The sequence below is a fragment of the Mesorhizobium cantuariense genome (assembly GCF_042647205.1).
Classification (GTDB): domain Bacteria; phylum Pseudomonadota; class Alphaproteobacteria; order Rhizobiales; family Rhizobiaceae; genus Mesorhizobium; species Mesorhizobium cantuariense.
Genome location: NZ_JBHRVD010000001.1, coordinates 2,565,914 through 2,584,415 on the forward strand (window position 1 = coordinate 2,565,914; position 18,502 = coordinate 2,584,415).

The following is an 18,502-nucleotide window of genomic DNA, read 5'->3' on the forward strand; positions in this document are numbered from 1 at the left end:
TAATTAGTGGCGCGTATCGTCGTGATAACGCATGAGCATGACAGATTCCTGGGCAGGCGCGACATCCTGCTGCGCAGGAGCAGCCCGTACATGCTTTTCGATATTCTTGCGGAATTGAAAAGGCGCGGCCATTCGGTTCGGGTTCAGCAAGGTCTGTCGAAGACATACGATGCCGATATCGCGGTCCTGCATGTCGATGCGACAATCACGCCTGCGGACCATGTCGACTATGCCCGGAATTTTCCATTCTGCCTCAATGTCGGGGCAACAGACATATCCAAACGGCGGATGAGCGGGGCTCTGATGTCAGAAGGCGCCGCCTGGCAAGGCCCGGTCATCGTCAAGAGCAATCTCAACAATCGAGGTATTCCGGAGACACTCCTGAACCGGCGATCCAAGCGCGCGGGGAAACAGCCGCCGTTTCCGCATCTGCCAATCCTGCATCCCTATGAGATCCATGGATCTCTCGACGACGTTCCAGATGGTGTCTTTGATTGCGATGATCTGGTCGTGGAAAAGTTCATTCCGGAGAGAGAACCCGACGGTTTTGCAGTACGTTTCTGGGTGTTTTGCGGAGAGCGCGAGCGCTGTACCCGCTACATCTCGCCAAATGGCCTGGTCAAGGCATCAGAGACGATCCGGCGCGAGCCCGTCCCGGTGCCCGACGAATTGCGTGAGCGGCGGCGTGAACTCGGCTTTGACTACGGAAAATTCGATTTCGTCATCCATGAGGGCAGGGCCGTCCTTCTCGATGCCAACAAGACTCCAGGCCGTCCGCAAAACCTCGTCAAGATGTTCGCGGCCGGCGCTTCCGATTTGGCCGATGGCTTCGAAGGCCTCATCCATCGGGTGAAATAGGCGCGGCTGAGATCGTCATCGCGACGCTCTAGAAAAACAGCCGCAGCTGGGTGTGGATGATCGACCGGTAATCCTCGATGGTCTGGCGGCTTTCCGCTTCGCCCTCGGCAAGCGCCAGGCGGACCACACCGCCGGCGAGCTGGAAGATCAGGAGAACCATGCGTTCGAACTGCTCGCGCTTCTGAGGCTCGATCAGGGCGGTGACATGGTCGCAGAACATCTTGGCTTGATGTCGGGTTTCGGCGATGTCGAGATTCTTGAGCGCCTTGTCGGCCTGGATGGCGTTCTGCAGATCCTGGATGGCCGGATCGCCGGCGACGCGGCTGAGATAGTCGTCAAGCAGCCGGTCGGCGGCCACGATCACGTCCTTCGCCTCCCGGATGTCGCCGATGATGGCCGTCAGCCGTGCGCGGCTGACCTCTGAAAACCGCTCATAAAGCATAGCCAGGATCGCCGATTTGTTGGGAAAATAGTGATAGACGGTGGCGATCGGCCCGCCCGCCAGCATGCCGACCTCCTTCATGGTGACGGCGTCGATGCCCTTTTCGCCGATCAGCCGCATGGTCGTCGACAGGATCGCGTCGATGCGCTCGCGGCTGCGTTCCTGCTTGGGCCTGCGCCTGGGCTCGGTCGCCATTCTCTTCACGTCCGTCATGCACCGATCTTTCGCACGGGTTTTCCAAATTCCGGTTGACAAGAAATATGATCAAGTATCAGTTTCTGAAATACTGACAGGTTGTCAGCTTTTTTGCCGCGCGGCAAGGACGTTGGGAGGCGCCTTTGGCTTCGACAGATACCGGGCACGCAGGCAGTGGCGACTGGCTGGTCGGCAATCCGACCGGCCGGCAGCTAGCCTCGGCCCTGTGGATCGGTTCGGTCGGCCTGCTCATTCTAGGCTTGCAGCCCGTGTTGCTTGGCGCCCTTTACACCGAGGGCCATGTCAGCGGCGATGAACTGGCGCTGGTCGCCACCGCCGAAATGATCGCCATTGCCATCGGTTCGGCTGTCGTGGCGATGCTGCTCTCGGCGCACAATATGCGCTGGAAAAGTGCCGTGCTTCTGCTGCTGTTGGCGCTGGCCAATGTGTGGACGGCCTATGCCGCAAGCGCCAACACACTGATCGCGGCCCGCGCCCTGGCCGGGCTTGCCGAAGGCGGCCTCGTCGCGGTCGCCACCGAACTGATCGCCCGTTCGCGGCGCGCCGAGCGCATCGGCGGCTTTTTTGTCACCATGCAGACGCTGGCGCAATGCGCGCTTGCCCTGTTGCTGGCGCTCTATGTCATTCCGGCCGCCGGGTCGGCGGGCGGCTTCATCGTTCTGGCCGTCGTCTGCGTCGCGTCGCTGGCGGTCGCCTTCACCGTACCCGGTGACTATGCCGACCTGCCCAAGGAAGAGAACCTGGCCAATGTGCTGACGGTCCCTTCGCTGACCGCGCTGCTGTCGGTCTTCTGCTACTTCATGTTCTTCGGCGCGGTCTGGGCCTTTCTGGAACCGCTTGGCGCACAGTATGGCATCGATGGCCGCACTGTCGGCCTGATCGTCTCGGCCAGCCTCGCCGTGCAGGTCCTGGGCGCGATGACGGCCACCGTGTTTGAGGCGCGCATCGATTATCGCCTTGCCATCGCCGTCATCGGTGTCGTGGCGCTTGTCAGCTCCCTGATCCTCGCCAGTGGGCCTGGCCTCACCACATTCTGGATTGCCGCTCTGGTCATGGGCTTCATCCTCTTGTTCATCGTGCCCTACCAGATCCGGCTGGCGATCACCGCCGACGAGACACGCACCGCCGTGCTCTTGGTGCCGGCAGCCCAGCTTTTCGGCCTGGCGATCGGGCCGATCGCGGCGTCGCTGCTCATCGACGGCAAGGATTTCCGGCCGGTGCCGGAATTCGCCGCCGCCAGCGCCGTGGCCAGCGTGGCATTGCTCGGTCTGTTCATCCTCGTGACGCGGCGTCGCCGCGCCGTTGCGTGAGCCGCATGTCGAACAGCTGGAGCAACTGGTCGGGCTTTGTTAGCGCCGAGCCGAAGCTGATCGCCAGCCCCGCCGATATCGGGGAACTTGGTGAGTTGGTGCGTACCGCACCCGGCCCGGTCCGCATCGCCGGCGCCGGTCATTCCTTCACCCCGCTGGTAAAATCGCAGGGCACGATCCTGTCCCTGGAGAAACTGGAAGGGCTGGTCTCGCACGACGCCGAAAAAAATCAGGCTCGCGTGCGGGCAGGGACCCGGCTCGGCCCGCTGATGCACATCCTGCAAGGCATCGGCCAGGGCCTGCCCAACATGGGCGACATCGACCGCCAGGCGATCGGCGGCGCGCTGGGCACGGCGACCCATGGCTCGGGACCGACACTCGGCGCCTATCACACGCAGCTGGAGACGGTGCAGATCGTCGACGGACTTGGCAAGGTCCGCGACTTCAAGCGGGCAGGGGATCAGGACATGATCCACGCCATCGGTGTCGCGCTTGGCGCCTTCGGCGTGCTCAGTGAAGTGACGCTCAACAACATCGCGACCTACCGGTTGCGCCGCCGCAAATGGGTGCTGCCGATCACTGAGATGCTGCGCGATTTCGAGACGATGATGGCCGCGCATCGCTCGGCCGAATTCTACTACATTCCGTTTTCCGGCTACGCGCAGTTCATCGCCAGCGATCTCAGCGACGCCGCGCCCACCGCGCGACCACCGGAAGCGGATGAGGCCGGGTTGAGGACGCTGCGCCGGCTGCGCAGCACGCTTGCCTGGCTACCGTCGCTGCGCGGCCGTCTGATCCGCTCGGCGGTCGCCAAATTTCCAGCCGAGGACTATGTGCAGGACTGGCTCAACGTCTATGCCAGCGACCGGCAGACCAAGTTCAACGAGATGGAATATCATCTGCCTTTCGAGGAGGGGCCGAAGGCGCTGGCCGAGATCATCGAGCTGACGGAGAAGCGTTTTCCCGAGGTCTATTTCCCGATGGAGGTGCGCTCGGTCGCGTCAGACGAATTCTGGCTGTCGCCATTCTTTAAGAGGCAGACCTGCTCGATCGCCATCCACCATGACGCGGCGAACGATCCGCTGCCGTTCATGCGGGCGGCCGAGCCGATCTTCCGCAGATATGGCGGCAGGCCGCATTGGGGCAAGATGCACAGCCTGAAAGCGGCGGATTTGAAAATGCTCTACCCGCGCTGGGACGATGCCATGGCGGTGCGCCGCGACATCGATCCGGAAAACCGCTTCGTCTCGCCCTACATGGCCGGCCTGTTCGGCATAGAACCCAGTCCTTTTGGCATCGAGAAATGAGCGCCTATTTTTCCACCCTATCGGATGCGCTGAAAGAAGCCGGGATTTTTCAACCCTGCCTGCTGCTCGATCGCGACCGGCTGGACAGCAACATTGCCCTGGTAAAGGAGAGACTCGATCCCTGCCTTGCCGTGCGGCTGGTCGACAAATCGCTCGCCTGCCTGCCGCTGCTTGCGCATATCGGCAAGGCGCTTGGCACCAATCACGTCATGACCTTCCATCCGCCGATCAGCGAGGCAGTGCTGAAGGCGTTTCCCGATGCCGATCTGCTCTATGGCAAGCCGATGCCCGTCGATGCGGCAAGGGCGGCGCTGGTGAAGGGTGATGTCGACTGGTCGCGTGTCTGCTGGCTGATCGACAGCGAGGAGAGACTGGCGGAATATGGCGCGCTCGCTGACGATCTCGACACAGAGCTGCGCATCGCTTTCGAGATCGATGTCGGGCTGCATCGCGGCGGCTTTGCTGATCCCGAAGCCCTGTCGAGGGCATTGAATGCGCTCCAGCCCCATAAACGGCTGCATTGCGAAGGCGTCATGGCCTACGAGGCGCATGCACCGCTCATTCCGGGTCTGTTCGGCGGGCCGGCGAAAGCCTTGGCAAAGGCGTCGGCGCAGGCCACGGCGTTCGTCGCTTGTCTCGGCGCCGACCAGCGCCGCATCCTGAACATCGGCGGCAGCAAGACCGCGCTGCTCCATCATGGCGGCGTCGCCAACGAGGTGTCGATGGGCTCGGCCTTCGTGCTGCCCAGCGACTTCGATACATCAGGCCTCGACGGTTTCCAGCCGGCGGCCTTTATCGCGACGCCGATGCTGAAAGTGGTCGAGTCGATGTTGCCCGGTCCGCCGGCCGTCACCCGCGCGCTGCAGGCGCTCGGCCGGTTCCCGCGCAAGGGTTGCTACCTCTATGGCGGCAAATGGATGGCCGAACCGGTCTTTCCCGAAGGCATGCAGACGAACGGCCTGCTCGGCCTGTCCTCCAACCAGCAATTCATGAGCCTGCCGGCCGATGCGACCGCAAGGCCAGGCGACTATGCATTTCTGCGGCCGACGCAGAGCGAGGCCGTGCTGCAGCAGTTCGGATCGATCGCGGTGTTTTCCGGCGGCAGGATCGCCGATCGCTGGTCGGCACTGCCGATGGCGTGATCGGCTACGCCTTCACCGGTATCCAGATCTCCAGCCCGCCATTGCCGCTGCGCGGGTCGAATTCGGGGCCATAGCGTTCGAATTCCGGCGCATCCGATATCTCGTGGCCGGAGGCCGGCAGCCATTTGTTCCAGATGGTGTTGACCGTACGGCGGATGGTCGAGATGTGTTCGCGGTGGGCAAAGACCGCATATTTCTGCGCCGGCACCCGCACCCGGCTGAATTCCCTGGGCAGGTCGGAAAAATCAGACACTTCGACGCCGGCGATGTAGTCGAAATTGCCGGCATCGTCGCCGTTGACGCAGACGCCATAGGCGACGTTGCCGGTCTCGCCCGGAATGCTGCCGATATAGGGGCCAAAGCGCTGCCACTGCATCGGGATGGCGGCGCTGGTTTCGCAACTGTAGCGTTCGCCGAGACCAGCGATCAGAAACGGCCGGCTGGTCTCGAAACGCGGCGCCTCGAGATTGGCAAGAAAGGACTGGTCCATCAGGATCGGCTCCACGAGGTCGAGCTTGTCGAGTGTGCCTTGCGCGCGCACCAGTTCCGGCGTCGTGCCGAACTGATCGCGGAAGGCACGGGTGAACGCCTCATGCGAGTTGTAGCCGGCGTCGAGCGCGACGATGAGGATGTCGGGCGCGCCGCTGGCCAGCTTGCGGGCCGCCTTGGTCAGCCGGCGTGAGCGCATGTAGCCCATCACCGAGCGGCCGGTGGCAGCCCCGAAAGCCCGCGTCACATGAAAACGCGACACGCCGCTGCTTTGGGCGACATCGTCGAGCGAGATCGCCTCCGGCAGATGGCTCTCGACGAACCACAGCGCTTTTTCGGTCGGGTTCATACGGCTCTTTTTCGCATTGGCCGGATCATCTTGCCGTCTCCGCGCGCGGCCAGTTTGATCGAAATTGCGCAGAGCACAAAATCCAGACCACTGCGAGAGGGAAATCAATATTTTCCGGCGCCTCAGGCTTGGCCTCGACAAGAGGGATTGACAGCGCAGCGAAATATCTCTTCAAGGGTAATGTTATTACATATCAAAATGAGGCACAACATGATCCCCTCTCTCGCAAGACCGTTCGCTCTCGTCGCCGCACTGCTGGCCACCTCCACCGCCGCTTTTGCACACGGCGCATGGATTGCCGAGCGCTGGGGCGACCTTGCTGTGATCTATGGCCATGGCGCCGGCGACGATCCCTATGATCCTGCCAAGGTGACGGAGGTCGTCGCGCTCGGGCAAGACGGCAAACCAGTCGCCGTCGAAATCAAGCCGATGGGCAACCACGCCATCCTGTCGGCAGCATCGGAGCCGGCCGTGATCGGGCTGGTGTTCGACAATGGTTTCTGGTCGCAGGGCGCAGACGGCAAATGGGTCAACAGGCCCAGGCACGAGGTTCCCGGTGCGAAGTCGAGCGGTCACTACATCAAGAACAACATCAGCCTCATCCACGCCGAAGGGCCGCTGCCTGTTCTCCCGAAGCAGACCCTCCAGATCGTCCCGTTGAGCAACCCGAAGGAACTCAAAGCAGGTGACACGTTCAAGGTGAAAGTTCTGTTCGAAGGCGCGCCGTTGCCCGATGTCGAGGTGATGATCGACTATGTGAATGCGCCCAGCCTCAAATCCGTAAAGACCGACGCCCATGGTGAGGTCGAGATCGAACTGCGCAATGACGGCCTCAACGTGCTTGCGGTCGATCGCTCCGTGGTGCTCGGGGACGATCCTGCGGCTGATGAGATTGGCTATACCGCGACGCTGAGCTTTGTCGCTGCCGATCACGTCGACGAATGAAGTCTCTAGGACGAGCGTGAGGGCGGCGAAATTCGAAAGGACGTATCGCAAAAAGTCGTTGTGATGCGATCGATGGAAATCTACGCTGGGGCGGTGATGGTCCCCGAGTCGAAAGGCGAGGGGTGAAAAGGGAACACGGTGAGATCCCCAGGGGTCGAGGCCGTGGCTGCCCCCGCAACTGTAAGCGGCGAGCAAAATCCGTGAATGCCACTGGCCGGCAAGGCTGGGAAGGCAGGATGGCGCAACGACCCGCGAGCCAGGAGACCTGCCATCAGCATGAGTTGACCGGACGGGGTGTGCCGGGAGGAAACGCGAATCTCGGTCTTGTCGGCCGGTTCGCCAGCTTCCTTCCGTCGCCAGTTTTGGAAAGTGACGGAAAGTTGGACGGCTCCATCGATCCCATCCATCGCATCATCGTGTGCACGCTTTGCCGTGACCATGTGACTGGCGTCAGGTCCGGGGAAGACCTTTGTGCCGATTTGCACTCCCGGCTCTCGGCCCAGCATGAGCCGGCGGTGGCGCGGGGCTTCGCGGTCGAAGGCGTGGCCTGCATGGCAGGTTGCTCACGGCCGCTGACGGTCGCCTTCCAGGCGCAAGGCAAGACTGCCTATCTCTTCGGCTCCATCGACGCACGCGCCGATGTTGGCGACCTCGTGCGATTCGCCAAACTCTACGCCTCGCTCGCCGATGGCTGGTGCAGTTCCGGTCAGCATCCGGCGGGATTGGCCGGCAAGACGCTGGCCCGCATCCCCGGCGATCCGGCGGGCAGCAGCCGATGACCGTAGCGCTTCTCGAAGCACGTGACCTCTGTGCCATGGCCAATGGGCGGGATCTGGTTCAAGCGGTCAGCTTGTCGGTGGCCGCTGGCGACCGCCTTGCCATCATTGGTCCCAACGGCGCCGGCAAGACGACGCTGCTGCGCATGCTGTCGGGCATGCTGCGGCCGAGCTTAGGCGAGGTGAAGCTCGCCGGGCGTCGTCTGGACAGGATTTCGGCCGCCGAGCGTGCACTGCATATCGCCGTGGTCGGCCAGACCGACCAGCCCGATCCGCGGCTGGCGGTGATCGACTATGTCGAGCTTGGCCGGGTCCCGCACGCCGGGCTGAGGCGCAGGAGCGAGGAACGCGATATTGTCGTCGACGCGCTGCGCCGGACCGGCCTGCTGCCGCTGCTTGGCCGCACCATCGGCTCGCTGTCGGGCGGCGAGCGCCAACGCGCCCAACTGGCGCGCGCCATCGCCCAGCAGCCCAAGATCCTGTTCCTCGACGAGCCGACCAACCATCTCGACCCGCGCGCCCGCGGCGAACTGCTCGAACTCGTGGCCAGCTTCGAGATGACGGTGATCGCGGTGCTGCACGATCTGGCGCTGGTGGCACCTTTCGCCACCCGGGTGGCGGTGATGAACCATGCCCGTCTGCAGGCGCTTGCCGCACCGCGCGAAGCGCTGACCCAACAGCTGATCCGCGAGATTTTCGGCATCGACGTGTTGCGCCTGCGCCATCCGACCGAAGACCGCGAACTGACGGTGTTCGAGGTTCCGAACCGTGCCTCGCCGCCATCCTGATTGAAGCCGTTCCGTATTCGACCCAATCCCATCCACAAAGGAGCAAAACCCGTGAAACGCCTTGCCTTTTCGCTTGCCTTCTCGCTGCTGGCCTCGACCGCCCTGGCCTTTCCGGTCACCGTCGACAGCTGCGGCAAGCCGCTGACCTTCGACGCGCCGCCGAAGCGCGCGGTCATCCAGGATCTCAACATGGCCGAGATGGCTTTCGCGCTGAAACTGCAGCCGTCGATCGTCGGCCTGACCGGCATCACCGGATGGTACAAGGTCGGTCCCGAATTCAAGGCCGAGCAGGGCTCGATTCCGGAACTGGCGCCCAAATATCCGACGCTCGAAAACCTCGTTGCGGTCGAGCCTGATTTCTTCTTCGCCGGCTGGTACTACGGCATGAAGCCTGGCGGCGAAGTGACGCCCGATACGCTCGCCCCGCACGGCATCAAGACGCTGGTGCTGACGGAAAGCTGCGTCCATCTCGACAAGAACCGTCCTATCGCCTCGATGGACCTGCTCTATGGCGATGTCGAGAAACTGGGCAAGATCTTTGGCAAGGAGGTTGAGGCGGAGAAGCTCGTCTCCGGCTGGAAGACGCAGCTTGCGGACATCACCGCCAAGGTCGGCGACCGTAAGGGTACGCGGGTGTTCCTCTATGATTCCGGCGAGGACAAGCCGTTCACTGCGGGCAAGTTCGCCATCCCCAGCGCCATGATATCAGCCGCCGGCGGCGACAACATCATGGCCGATATGGACACCAGCTGGGGCAACACGGACTGGGAAACGGTGGCGTCACGCAATCCGCAATTCCTCATCCTGCTCGATTACCAGGACGGCGGCGGCTACAAGAAGCTGCTCGAGTTCCTGAAGGCGCATCCGGCCATGAAGGAGACGGACGCGGTCAAGAACGAGCGCTTCGTCGCCCTTCGCTATGCCGAGCTGACTCCCGGCCCGGCCAACATCGAAGCGATCGACAAGATCGCCAAGGCCATGCACCCGGAAGCGTTTTGAGCTTGCGGCACAAGGCATTCGCACTGGCCATGATGGTGGGAGCGGCGGCGATCGCCGCTCTCGCTCTGCTGTCGATCGCCTATGGCTCGACGCTGATCCCGTTGACCGACGTCGTTGCCGCGCTTGGTCGCGCAATCGGCTTCAGTGGGCACGACGTGGCCGGGCCGGTCGGCAAGATCGTCGTCGATCTGCGGCTGCCGCGCACCATCCTGGCCATCTGCGTCGGCGCCGGTCTGGGCGTCGTCGGAGCGCTGCTGCAGACGGTGACCCGCAACGATCTTGCCGATCCGTTCCTGTTCGGCCTGTCGTCGGGAGCCGCCGCTGGCGCCGTTTCCGTCATCACCGTCTCCGGCGACAGTTTTGGCATCTGGACCTTGCCGGTCGCGGCCTTCACCGGCGGCATACTGGCTGCCGGTGTCGTCCTGCTGCTGGTCGCGCGGGTGAGGGGGCAAGGCCCGGAGCGGCTGATCCTTGCCGGCCTTGCCGTCTCGTTCATGTTCACCGCCCTGACCAACTACCTGGTCTTTGCCGGCGACCAGCGCGCGGCTCATTCGGTGCTGTTCTGGACGATGGGCGGCCTTGGCCTGGCGCGCTGGGATAATATCTGGCTCGGCGCTCTGGGTGCGGGCACTATCCTGGCCTACGCGCTGTGGAACCACCGCCGGCTCGACGCTTTCCTGGCCGGCGAAAATGCAGCCGAAAGCCTTGGCGTGCCGGTGGCACGCATGCGCCGGACGACCTTTCTCGTCGCCGCCTTCTCGACGGCTATTCTTGTTTCGGTCGCCGGCGTCATAGGCTTCGTCGGGCTGATGATTCCGCATCTGTCGCGGCCGCTGGCGGGTCCCTTGCATCTGCGCCTTGTTGCCAGCTGTGCCGTCTTCGGCGCGGTGCTTTTGCTGGCCAGCGATCTTCTGGCGCGAACGCTGCTGCCGCCGCAAGAACTGCCGATCGGCATCATCACCAGCTCAGTCGGCGCGTTCTTCGTCGTCACCATGCTCATCCGCAACCGGCTCTGATCGCGGCGGGCCGCCAGCCCAGAGCCTGTTTCGAAATTCGCTCCGGCGAGTCATATGGTGGTGGTTTCGAGAACCGTAGCGGAGCGGACATTTGGGTCCGTGAGCAACGGAAGCGCAGAAAACGCCATCAGATGGCCGCCGGAGTAGAGTTTCCAAACGGGCTCTCAGACCGTCCAGAAATAGCGCACGAGGTGAAAGAACACCGGCGCGGCGAAGACAAGGCTGTCGGTGCGGTCCATCATGCCGCCATGGCCTTCGATCAGATGGCCCCAGTCCTTGACGCCCTGGTCGCGCTTAATGGCAGAGGCGACCAGCCCGCCGAGAAATCCCATCGAGCAGGCGACGAAGGCCACGGCTGCTGCCTGCAGCGGCGAGAAGGGCGTCACGAACGACAACAGCGCGCCGAGCAGGCTCGCCGACACCAGTCCGCCGATCAGGCCTTCCCAGGTTTTCGACGGCGAGACGTTCGGCGAAAACCGGTGTTTTCCAAAGAGCTTGCCGAAGATGTATTGCAGCACGTCGCTGCCTTGCACGACGATGATCAGGAAGGCGATCAGCAACAGGGTGCGGCCTTCGAAGCCTGGCACCTCAAGCGTCAGCAAGGCAGGGACATGGCTGACGCAATAGACCGAGATCATCACCGCCCATTGCTGCGCGGCGATCCGCTCGAGGAAGCGTTCGGTGTCGCCATGCAGCGCCGTGATGGCCGGCATCAACAGGAAGCAGTAGACCGGAATGAAGATGACGAAGAGCCCGTACCAGGCGGTCCACACCAGCCAGTATTGAAACGGTATGATGATGCCGAACATGCCGAGCAGCACCCAATGGTCGCTGCGGCGGGTGTGCGTCAGCGTCACGAATTCGCGCAGCGCCGCGAAGGAGATCAGCGCAAACAGGATGGTCATGCCGTAGCGGCCGAAGAAGAAGGCGACCGTCATCAGCGCTACCATCACCCACCAGGCGTTGATGCGCTGGGTAAGATTGACCAGCGTCGAACTCAGCGGCTTCGGCGCTCGCGCCGAAAGTATGGCGGCGACGATGCTGGCGGTGGTCAAAACCGCCAGCAGGCCGATGATCAGGATGGAGATTTCGTGGCGCATCAATCGTCTCTCTCGGGACGCGGGTTGAGCGCCAGAAGCGTGGCGTGGGCGCGTTCCAGAAAGGCACGGCGCTCCTCGCCCGGCCCAACAGCCACCGGGGCGCCGAAGACGACACGGCACAGCAGCGGCACCGGCAGGAACTGGCCTTTGGGCAGGACACGCGACATGTTCTCGATCCAGCACGGGATCAGCTCGACCTGTGGCCGCGCCATCGACAGATTGTAGAGGCCCGATCGGAAGGCCAGCAGCGGCTCCTCGGTCATGTTGCGGGTGCCCTCGGGAAACAGGATCAGCGAGTGGCCCTGATCGAGAACCGACAGCATGATCTCGATCGGGTTTTCCTCAGGTTTCGTCCATTGCCGGTTGATCAGCACGGACGACAGCATGTCCTGCGCGATGAAGCGGCGCAGCCGTGACTTTCCCCAATACTCGCCGGCGGCGACCGCATGGGTGATCGCGCGCTCCCTTTCGCTGAGGCACGCCGATAGCAGGATGAAGTCGCCATGGCTGGTGTGATTGGCGAAATAGATGCGCTGCCGGTCGGAGGGCAGGCTGCCGTTCCAGATCGGACGCACGCCGGTCACCATCCGGGCCAGCGCCGAGAGGCCGACGGAGGTTACCGTCTGCAGCAAGGTGAAGGTATTGAGCGAAAGCTTGTTCATCGCGGCGCCCAGAACCCTGCCGCCAGAAGTGCCGTGGCAAACAGGGCCAGGGCGGCGCGCTGCTTGAACAGCAAGCGGCTTGTGCCGGCCATGCGGTCTTCGAGCGAACGCGTCGTGGACGGGGCTGGTTTCAGCCGCATGCGCGCCAGCATGTCATCCACCGCGGCACCACCGGAAGCCTCGTCGTCATGGCCAGCCATCACCCTGAACAGCAGGGCGTCGAATGCCAGTAGCGCTGACAGCGCCAGCACGGCAACAGCGCTCGCGGCGGTGATCGACAGGGCGACGGCCGCAGGCAATGTCTCGAAGCCGCCGCGCGCCGAAGCAGCCAGGGGTGCAAGGATATTTGCGGCCACCACGAGTGCGGCCGGCCATGCGGCCTGCCGCATCAGCATGCCGGCGAAGCGGTCGGTGCGGTCCTGGTAGGCATTGCCGGTCATGACGCCGCCCGCTCCGTGGTCCCGGCAAGATGAACCGGACGGCCAACGGCCATCAGCATCTCGCGGGCGAGCGTCGGCGTCCTGGCTCTGCCGGTCGCCACCAGCCATTCGGCGACGACGCCGGCACTGCGTTGAAAGCCGAGCGCGCAGCACACCAGCACGGTGCCGTCGCGGCGCGCATTCTCCAGCGCGCTGGCTGCCTGCTGCTGCATCGCCGCTGGCGGCGGCAACAGGTCGATCATCGGAAAGCTGATCCAGCGGCAATCTGCTGCCGCCGGCTTTTCAAGTTCGGCGCCGAAGTCGATGACCGTGCCGAAGCTGTTGGCCTCGCGTGCTGTGGGAAAGCGTCCGAGAAAGACGCCGTCGGCAATCGCCACCTGAGGAGCAAGATTGCGCGTCCAGGCCCATATGTTTGCCCTGGCGCCGAGACGGTAAGGCAAGAGCAGGATACGGCTTGCAAGCGTGATGCTGCCATCGGCGGATTTCTGGAACACTTTTGCGCCTGCCCTGGCATAGGCGAAGGCGACGATGGCCAGCGCCAGCGCCGGCCAAAGCAGGAAGAGCGCGACAGCACAAAAGAAAGAGCCGAGCGCGGCACCCGCCAACGCAAGCGCAGCACCCAGCGTATAGAACAGCGCCAGCCGCCGCGCTTTCGCATCGCTGGTCAGCCTCGCGCCTGAAAACGGCAGCTCGCCGTTGCGCGGAAACAGCCACAGCGCAAAGAACCCGAGCAGCGCGCCGGTCGGAATGTCGATGAAGTGATGCTGCCATGTCGTCAGCACCGAGGCGCCGATCAGAAAGCACCAGCCATGCCAGAGCGGCAGGAGAAACCCGCTGAGCCGGTGGCGCCAATGATCCCAGATGATCACCAGCAGGGCGATGTGCAGCGAGGGCGCCTGGTTGAACGGCTTGTCGAAACCGCCAAGCACGGCAAAAAGGAAGCCGGGCAGGCCGGTCGTTGCCGGCCGCACGAAGGTCGCGGTCAGCGGGAACAGGATGAAGCAGGCAACGGCGACGATCTGCGCGGTGAGATAACGCCCGGCCAGGCGGTCGACCCCTTGCCTGTCGTTGTTGAGCAGCAGCGACAGGCCGTAGAACAGGTTGATCGACCAATAGGGCACGATGGTCCAGGCGACGAACGGAATGCTGTGTTCCCAGGAGAACACGATGCTGCCGACATCGTCGCGCCGCGACGCCAGCCAGTTGGCGAAGCCGTAGCTGAGGTAGAAGAACGGCGCCAGGAAGGCCAGCCAGAGGGCTGCCCTGACGACCACCCGTCCATAAGGCTCAGTGCGCGCGGTGGATGCAAGCGATGAGACCATGCTGCTCAGCGGCGCCGCGCGACCGAGACGGTGAAGATGCCCCATTGGTCGATGCGCTGCTCGAGCTTGTCGAAACCGGCGGCTTCGACGAGCTGGTCCATCTCGCCTTGCGTGCGCCGGCGCATCACCCAGGCTTCGCCGCCGCGATGCGAGGTCAGGCTGCGGGCGATCATCTCGAGCTGCGGGTGCCAGGGCTGGTTGGTGTAGAGCAACAGGCTGCCCGGCTGCATGGCGCGGGCCAATCCACCGAGCGAGCGGGCGATCATCGCATTGTCCGAGAACAGTTCGTAGAGGCCGGAAACGATGGCGAGGTCAGGCGCCGGATCGGCGCCGGCGAGCATGTCGGCATCGAACGCGTCGGCGCGCTGGAACGAGACATCAGCCGGCAATTGCCGCTCCGTGATCAGCTTGCGGCCAAGCTCGACGTTGAGGTCGGAATAATCCTGCAGGCGCACGCTCGCCGGCTGGTCGGGGCTCTTCACGATGGCGTCGAGAACATAGCGGCCGTGGCCGGCGGCGATGTCGAGAATGTGCGCTGGCCGCCCGGTGGCCTTCAGCGTCGCCAGGCAAGAGCCGATGAGTTCTTCGAGGTGCAATTTGCGCTGGCGGATGCCGCGCCAGCCGATGGCCTCCAGGAAGACACGGTCGACGACGCGGCCAACAGGTGTAAGACCGCGCGCGTCGTTCTCGTAGACGTAGTCCAGCGTCGAGCCGGAATCGAAGCCGGTGGCGATGCCGGTCTTCATACCCCGGGAGACCCAAGCGCCCATGCGGATCGAGGCGCGGCTGAATGCCCAATAGAGGCCTTTGGGTGACAAGAGCGCGAGCGGCGAGGCAAGCCTGTCGGCCTCGTCGCGCGTGTAGCCGGCGATGTCCGCCTGCTTCAGGTCGACCGGCACATCTGGTGCTGCGAACTGCTTCGCCAGGAATGGCCGGATCAGGTCGAGGGCCTGCGCGCGGTCGCGCTCGCCCAGCGTGTCGTGGAAGAAACCCGGCAACACATGGCGTTCCTTGGCGCGGCTGCCGAGATTGACGAAGAATGCGTGCTGCGGGCCGTGGCGCACCACCCAGTCGCTGCCCGAGAGCAGAAGCTGCGTCGGCACGGTGATGGCGCGGGCGTCCGCAACGATGCGCGCCGCGTGCTGGTAGAGTTCGACCAGGATGTTGGAGGCGATCGGCCGTGTGATCAGCGGATCGCTCTCGAAGGAGGCGATGCGCACGGGATCATGGGTCAGGAATTTCGCCTTGACGTAGGAATTGACGAAGAAGCGGCCCTTGATCTTCTGCCAGAACGCGATGCCTTCCCTAGCGAAGGGCACGTAGAGTTTCACCGAAAAGGCGGGTGAGGCCAGCACCATGGCGCGCAGCTTCGGCGCATAGTCGTGTACCCAAGCAGCAGTGAGCACGGCGCCGAAGGACTGTGCGATCAGCGCGATATCCTGCGTGGCGAAGCCATCCCTGCCGGCGATCTCGCGCATGAAGCAGTCGATGTCGCGCACCAGGGCCGAGAAGGAAGGGGCATAGCCGCGCTCACCGGACGAGCGGCCATTGCCGCGGGCATCCCAGGCGTAGAATGCGTGGTCCGGCATCTGCAATTCATCGACGAGATGGGCCATGCGGCCGCCATGCTCATGGCCGCGGTGGAAGAGCACCACCGCGCCCTTGGCGTCAGTGGAAGCTGCCGGCCAGAAGCGGTAGAAGATCTCCGTCCCGTCATGGCTGCGGAAGACCCGCTCCTGCGCTTGCCGCTCAAGGCTTTGCGTGGCCGCGGCGGCGATCGGTTCGTGCATCGTGGTCTTCCCCTCTGGCGGCATGGCGAGCCTCGATGCTCAGCTGGCGCTGCCAATAAGGCCGGCGCGTATCCGGTTTATGGCGGTCAGCAGCGAAAGCGTTGCCATGGCCGGAAACACAAACGGCGCGATGGATGCCGGCCAGAGCCCGGCGGCGCACAGCACGGCGACCACACCGAGCGCCAGCGCCCTGTAGCTCTTGCCGAATGGCCCGGCATAGTTGCGTCCGATCTTGGCGGCGATGCCGAGCACGCCGGCGAACTCGGTCAGCACGGCTGATATCGCGAAGGCGACGACGCCCCATGCGCCAAATTCCGGAAAGACGGCAAAAGGGAGAATCAGCGCGAGGTCCGAAACGACGTCGCAAAACTCGTTCAGATACATGCCGAGCGTCGAGGCTTGGCCATGTTCCCGCGCCAGCATGCCATCCACGGCGTTCAGCGCCATGCGCACGAACATCACCGCGGGAATGAGCAACAGCAGCCAGCGCCATTCATGCAAGATCGCGATGGCTGTCCCGGCCGCGACCGACATCAGCGCCGCCAGGATGGTTATGCTGTTTGCGGTCACGCCGATTGCCGCCAGCCGATTGACCAGCGGCCGCAGCAGGCCCTGGAAAGCCGGCTTGAGAGCATAAAGCGTCGGCATTTCGGTTGATCCCCCGATCCTGATCAGCGGCTGTACATCAATATGTCAGACACGACCAGAGTAGAGGCGGCTGCGGTCATCATGCGTTCGCAAATCGCTAACCATGATTGGTTCGGCACGGCTGTCATGCACGTTTGCCGGCTCCTGGTGCAACGCGGCATCTTGAATAGTAAGCACGCTTATTATATATCCCGCTCATGGTTTCCGATGGTATCGACAGATTGGGCTTCTTGATCCACGACGTGCAGCGCTTGATGCGCAAGCGCTTCGAGGCTAGGGCCAGCGGCTTGGGGCTTTCTTCGGCGCAATGGCGGCTTCTGGTCCGTGTTGCCAAGGAAGACGGTGTCGCGCAGGCGCGGCTGGCCGAACTTCTCGAAATCGAGCCGATCAGCGTTTCACGCCTGGTCGATCGCATGGAGGAGGGCGGCTGGATCGAGCGCCGTCCTGACGCCACCGATCGCCGCGTCCGCATGATCTTCCTGACGCCCAAGGCGAGCGAAGCCTACGCCGTGATCAAGAGCATTGCCGGGGAAGTCTATGAGGAATCGCTTGTCGGCGTGAAGCCGGAAGCCCGTCGTGTCCTCATCGAGGGGCTCGAGGCGATGGTCCGGAACCTGACCGACGATGAGACGCCGTCCATTGAAAAAGTAAAGAATACAGAGGGCGCAGCAGCATGAACGCGGTAGCCAAGATAGACGAGAAAGTGACCGAGCTGGAAATGGAAGCGCCGGAGAAGCCGGCCGCGGCCCCGGTGGTGGTCGCTCCCCAGGTGCAGCCAGCCCCGGCGCCGGTGAAGAAAAAGCGCCGGCTAGGCCGCTTCCTGCTGATGGTCGCGCTGCCCGCGGCACTGGCTGTCGGCGGCGGTTACGTCTGGGTCACCGGCGGCCGCTACCAGGAGACGGAGAACGCCAATCTGCAGCAGGCCAAGGTGTCGATCGCGTCCGACACGGCCGGCCGCATCGTTCAGGTCGACATTGCCGACAACCAGTTGGTCAAACAGGGTGACGAACTGTTTGCCATCGACCCCGAGCCATATCGGATCGCGCTGGCCCAGGCCGACGCGGCGGTGGCGGGCGCGCGTCTCAATGTCGAGCAGCTGCGCGCGGCTTATGGCCAGTCGATGGCTCAGCAAAAGTCCGATGCCAGCCAGGTCGCTTTCGCCCAGTCGCAGTTTGACCGCGCCGCCGACCTTGCCCAGAAGGGCATCAACGCCAAGTCGTCTCTGGACGAGGCCAAGAACGATCTCGACAAGGCCAAGCAGCAGCTGGCCGTTGCCGAGCAAGGCATCATCAGCGCCAAGGCAGCCCTTGGCGGCAATCCCGATATCGAGACCGACAAGCACCCGACCGTGATGGCCGCGCTGGCCGCGCGCGACAAGGCGGCCTACGATCTGGCGCAAACCACGGTCAAGGCGCCGGCAGACGGCGTCGTCAGCCAGGCTTCGTCGTTCAAGGTCGGTCAGTATGTCGGTTCCGGCACGCCGCTGTTTTCGCTGGTCGAGACCGGCGACACCTGGATCGACGCCAATTTCAAGGAAACGCAGCTCACACACATGAAGTCCGGCCAGAAGGCCGAGATCGTGGTCGACACCTATCCGGGCCGCACCTTCGAGGCGACGGTCAAGGCGATCGGCGCCGGCACCGGAGCAGAGTTCTCGCTGCTGCCGGCCCAGAACGCCACTGGCAACTGGGTCAAGGTCACTCAGCGCATTCCGGTGCGTCTCGAACTGACCGATGCCGACGCCAAGATGGCGCTGCGCACCGGCATGAGCGCCACCGTTACCGTCGACACCGGCGTGGCGCGTGGCCTGCCGTCGATCTTCGGTCACGCCACGGCTGGCGAGGCCGCGCAGTAAAAGTCAACAGAATCCCGCGGGGACCAGCGGGTGGAGGTGAATAGCAGG

19 protein-coding genes and 1 riboswitch are annotated in these 18,502 nt (G+C 63.7%); of the genes, 11 read left to right on the plus strand and 8 right to left on the minus strand.

Annotation, left to right across the window (positions count from 1 at the left end; translation table 11 throughout):
• Positions 1 to 90 precede the first annotated feature (90 nt).
• On the plus strand, positions 91 to 858 hold the full coding sequence (locus ACFOJ9_RS12010) for a hypothetical protein (RefSeq protein WP_378979071.1): 768 nt from the start codon (positions 91 to 93) through the stop codon (positions 856 to 858).
• A 28-nt stretch (positions 859 to 886) separates the two neighbouring features.
• On the opposite strand, the gene ACFOJ9_RS12015 is transcribed toward ACFOJ9_RS12010, so the two are convergent.
• On the minus strand, positions 887 to 1,513 hold the full coding sequence (locus ACFOJ9_RS12015; RefSeq protein ID WP_378979072.1) for a TetR family transcriptional regulator: 627 nt from the start codon (positions 1,511 to 1,513) through the stop codon (positions 887 to 889).
• Between the two features lie 125 nt (positions 1,514 to 1,638).
• Here ACFOJ9_RS12015 and ACFOJ9_RS12020 point away from each other — a divergent pair, with 125 nt between their 5' ends.
• The 3 genes from ACFOJ9_RS12020 to ACFOJ9_RS12030 are packed head-to-tail and all read left to right on the plus strand — an operon-like array spanning position 1,639 to position 5,275.
• Positions 1,639 to 2,826, plus strand: a complete 1,188-nt coding sequence (locus ACFOJ9_RS12020; protein WP_378979073.1) for an MFS transporter — start codon at positions 1,639 to 1,641, stop codon at positions 2,824 to 2,826.
• 5 nt (positions 2,827 to 2,831) lie between these two features.
• Complete coding sequence (locus ACFOJ9_RS12025) at positions 2,832 to 4,133, plus strand: D-arabinono-1,4-lactone oxidase (RefSeq protein ID WP_378979074.1); 1,302 nt, start codon at positions 2,832 to 2,834, stop codon at positions 4,131 to 4,133.
• Positions 4,130 to 5,275: a DSD1 family PLP-dependent enzyme gene (locus tag ACFOJ9_RS12030; RefSeq protein WP_378979075.1), complete on the plus strand. Its 1,146-nt coding sequence runs from the start codon at positions 4,130 to 4,132 to the stop codon at positions 5,273 to 5,275. The genes ACFOJ9_RS12025 and ACFOJ9_RS12030 overlap by 4 nt, the downstream gene beginning before the upstream one ends.
• A 4-nt stretch (positions 5,276 to 5,279) precedes the next feature.
• On the opposite strand, the gene ACFOJ9_RS12035 is transcribed toward ACFOJ9_RS12030, so the two are convergent.
• Positions 5,280 to 6,113: a GyrI-like domain-containing protein gene (locus ACFOJ9_RS12035; protein WP_378979076.1), complete on the minus strand. Its 834-nt coding sequence runs from the start codon at positions 6,111 to 6,113 to the stop codon at positions 5,280 to 5,282.
• 210 nt (positions 6,114 to 6,323) lie between these two features.
• On the opposite strand from ACFOJ9_RS12035, the gene ACFOJ9_RS12040 reads away from it, so the two are divergent.
• The 5 genes from ACFOJ9_RS12040 (at position 6,324) to ACFOJ9_RS12060 (ending at position 10,637) form a co-directional block, all read left to right on the plus strand.
• Positions 6,324 to 7,058, plus strand: a complete 735-nt coding sequence (locus ACFOJ9_RS12040; RefSeq protein WP_378979077.1) for a DUF4198 domain-containing protein — start codon at positions 6,324 to 6,326, stop codon at positions 7,056 to 7,058.
• Positions 7,059 to 7,138: 80 nt separating this feature from the next.
• A riboswitch (cobalamin riboswitch) is annotated at positions 7,139 to 7,345 on the plus strand.
• Between the two features lie 93 nt (positions 7,346 to 7,438).
• Positions 7,439 to 7,837, plus strand: coding sequence for a DUF1636 family protein (locus tag ACFOJ9_RS12045; RefSeq protein ID WP_378979078.1), 399 nt, complete (start codon positions 7,439 to 7,441; stop codon positions 7,835 to 7,837).
• Positions 7,834 to 8,622: an ABC transporter ATP-binding protein gene (locus ACFOJ9_RS12050; RefSeq protein ID WP_378979079.1), complete on the plus strand. Its 789-nt coding sequence runs from the start codon at positions 7,834 to 7,836 to the stop codon at positions 8,620 to 8,622. The genes ACFOJ9_RS12045 and ACFOJ9_RS12050 overlap by 4 nt, the downstream gene beginning before the upstream one ends.
• A 51-nt stretch (positions 8,623 to 8,673) precedes the next feature.
• Entirely contained in the window at positions 8,674 to 9,621 is a 948-nt protein-coding gene (locus tag ACFOJ9_RS12055) for an ABC transporter substrate-binding protein (RefSeq protein WP_378979080.1), read from the plus strand.
• 29 nt (positions 9,622 to 9,650) lie between these two features.
• The gene (locus tag ACFOJ9_RS12060) at positions 9,651 to 10,637 is read left to right on the plus strand and encodes a FecCD family ABC transporter permease (RefSeq protein WP_378987727.1); all 987 of its coding nucleotides are present in this window, start codon (positions 9,651 to 9,653) and stop codon (positions 10,635 to 10,637) included.
• A 164-nt stretch (positions 10,638 to 10,801) separates the two neighbouring features.
• Here the strand turns inward: ACFOJ9_RS12060 and ACFOJ9_RS12065 are convergent, their stop codons facing one another.
• Genes ACFOJ9_RS12065 through ACFOJ9_RS12090 form a run of 6 tightly spaced genes read right to left on the minus strand, consistent with a single transcriptional unit; the run spans position 10,802 to position 16,599 of the window.
• A complete protein-coding gene (locus tag ACFOJ9_RS12065; RefSeq protein WP_378979081.1) occupies positions 10,802 to 11,737 on the minus strand; it encodes a phosphatidate cytidylyltransferase in 936 nt (311 codons plus the stop codon).
• On the minus strand, positions 11,737 to 12,399 hold the full coding sequence (locus ACFOJ9_RS12070; protein WP_378979082.1) for a lysophospholipid acyltransferase family protein: 663 nt from the start codon (positions 12,397 to 12,399) through the stop codon (positions 11,737 to 11,739). The genes ACFOJ9_RS12065 and ACFOJ9_RS12070 overlap by 1 nt, the downstream gene beginning before the upstream one ends.
• A complete protein-coding gene (locus ACFOJ9_RS12075; protein WP_378979083.1) occupies positions 12,396 to 12,839 on the minus strand; it encodes a hypothetical protein in 444 nt (147 codons plus the stop codon). The genes ACFOJ9_RS12070 and ACFOJ9_RS12075 overlap by 4 nt, the downstream gene beginning before the upstream one ends.
• Positions 12,836 to 14,161 (minus strand): phosphatase PAP2/dual specificity phosphatase family protein, encoded by a 1,326-nt coding sequence (locus tag ACFOJ9_RS12080; protein WP_378979084.1) that lies wholly within the window; start codon positions 14,159 to 14,161, stop codon positions 12,836 to 12,838. Before ACFOJ9_RS12080 ends, ACFOJ9_RS12075 begins: the two co-directional genes overlap by 4 nt.
• A 5-nt stretch (positions 14,162 to 14,166) precedes the next feature.
• Positions 14,167 to 15,951, minus strand: a complete 1,785-nt coding sequence (locus ACFOJ9_RS12085) for a bifunctional alpha/beta hydrolase/class I SAM-dependent methyltransferase (RefSeq protein ID WP_378979085.1) — start codon at positions 15,949 to 15,951, stop codon at positions 14,167 to 14,169.
• 39 nt (positions 15,952 to 15,990) lie between these two features.
• Positions 15,991 to 16,599: a CDP-alcohol phosphatidyltransferase family protein gene (locus tag ACFOJ9_RS12090; RefSeq protein WP_378979086.1), complete on the minus strand. Its 609-nt coding sequence runs from the start codon at positions 16,597 to 16,599 to the stop codon at positions 15,991 to 15,993.
• Positions 16,600 to 16,796: 197 nt separating this feature from the next.
• Here ACFOJ9_RS12090 and ACFOJ9_RS12095 point away from each other — a divergent pair, with 197 nt between their 5' ends.
• Both ACFOJ9_RS12095 and ACFOJ9_RS12100 read left to right on the plus strand, forming a co-directional pair.
• Positions 16,797 to 17,276, plus strand: a complete 480-nt coding sequence (locus ACFOJ9_RS12095; RefSeq protein WP_378979087.1) for a MarR family winged helix-turn-helix transcriptional regulator — start codon at positions 16,797 to 16,799, stop codon at positions 17,274 to 17,276.
• Positions 17,273 to 18,454 (plus strand): HlyD family secretion protein, encoded by a 1,182-nt coding sequence (locus tag ACFOJ9_RS12100; protein ID WP_378979088.1) that lies wholly within the window; start codon positions 17,273 to 17,275, stop codon positions 18,452 to 18,454. Before ACFOJ9_RS12095 ends, ACFOJ9_RS12100 begins: the two co-directional genes overlap by 4 nt.
• Positions 18,455 to 18,502 lie beyond the last annotated feature (48 nt).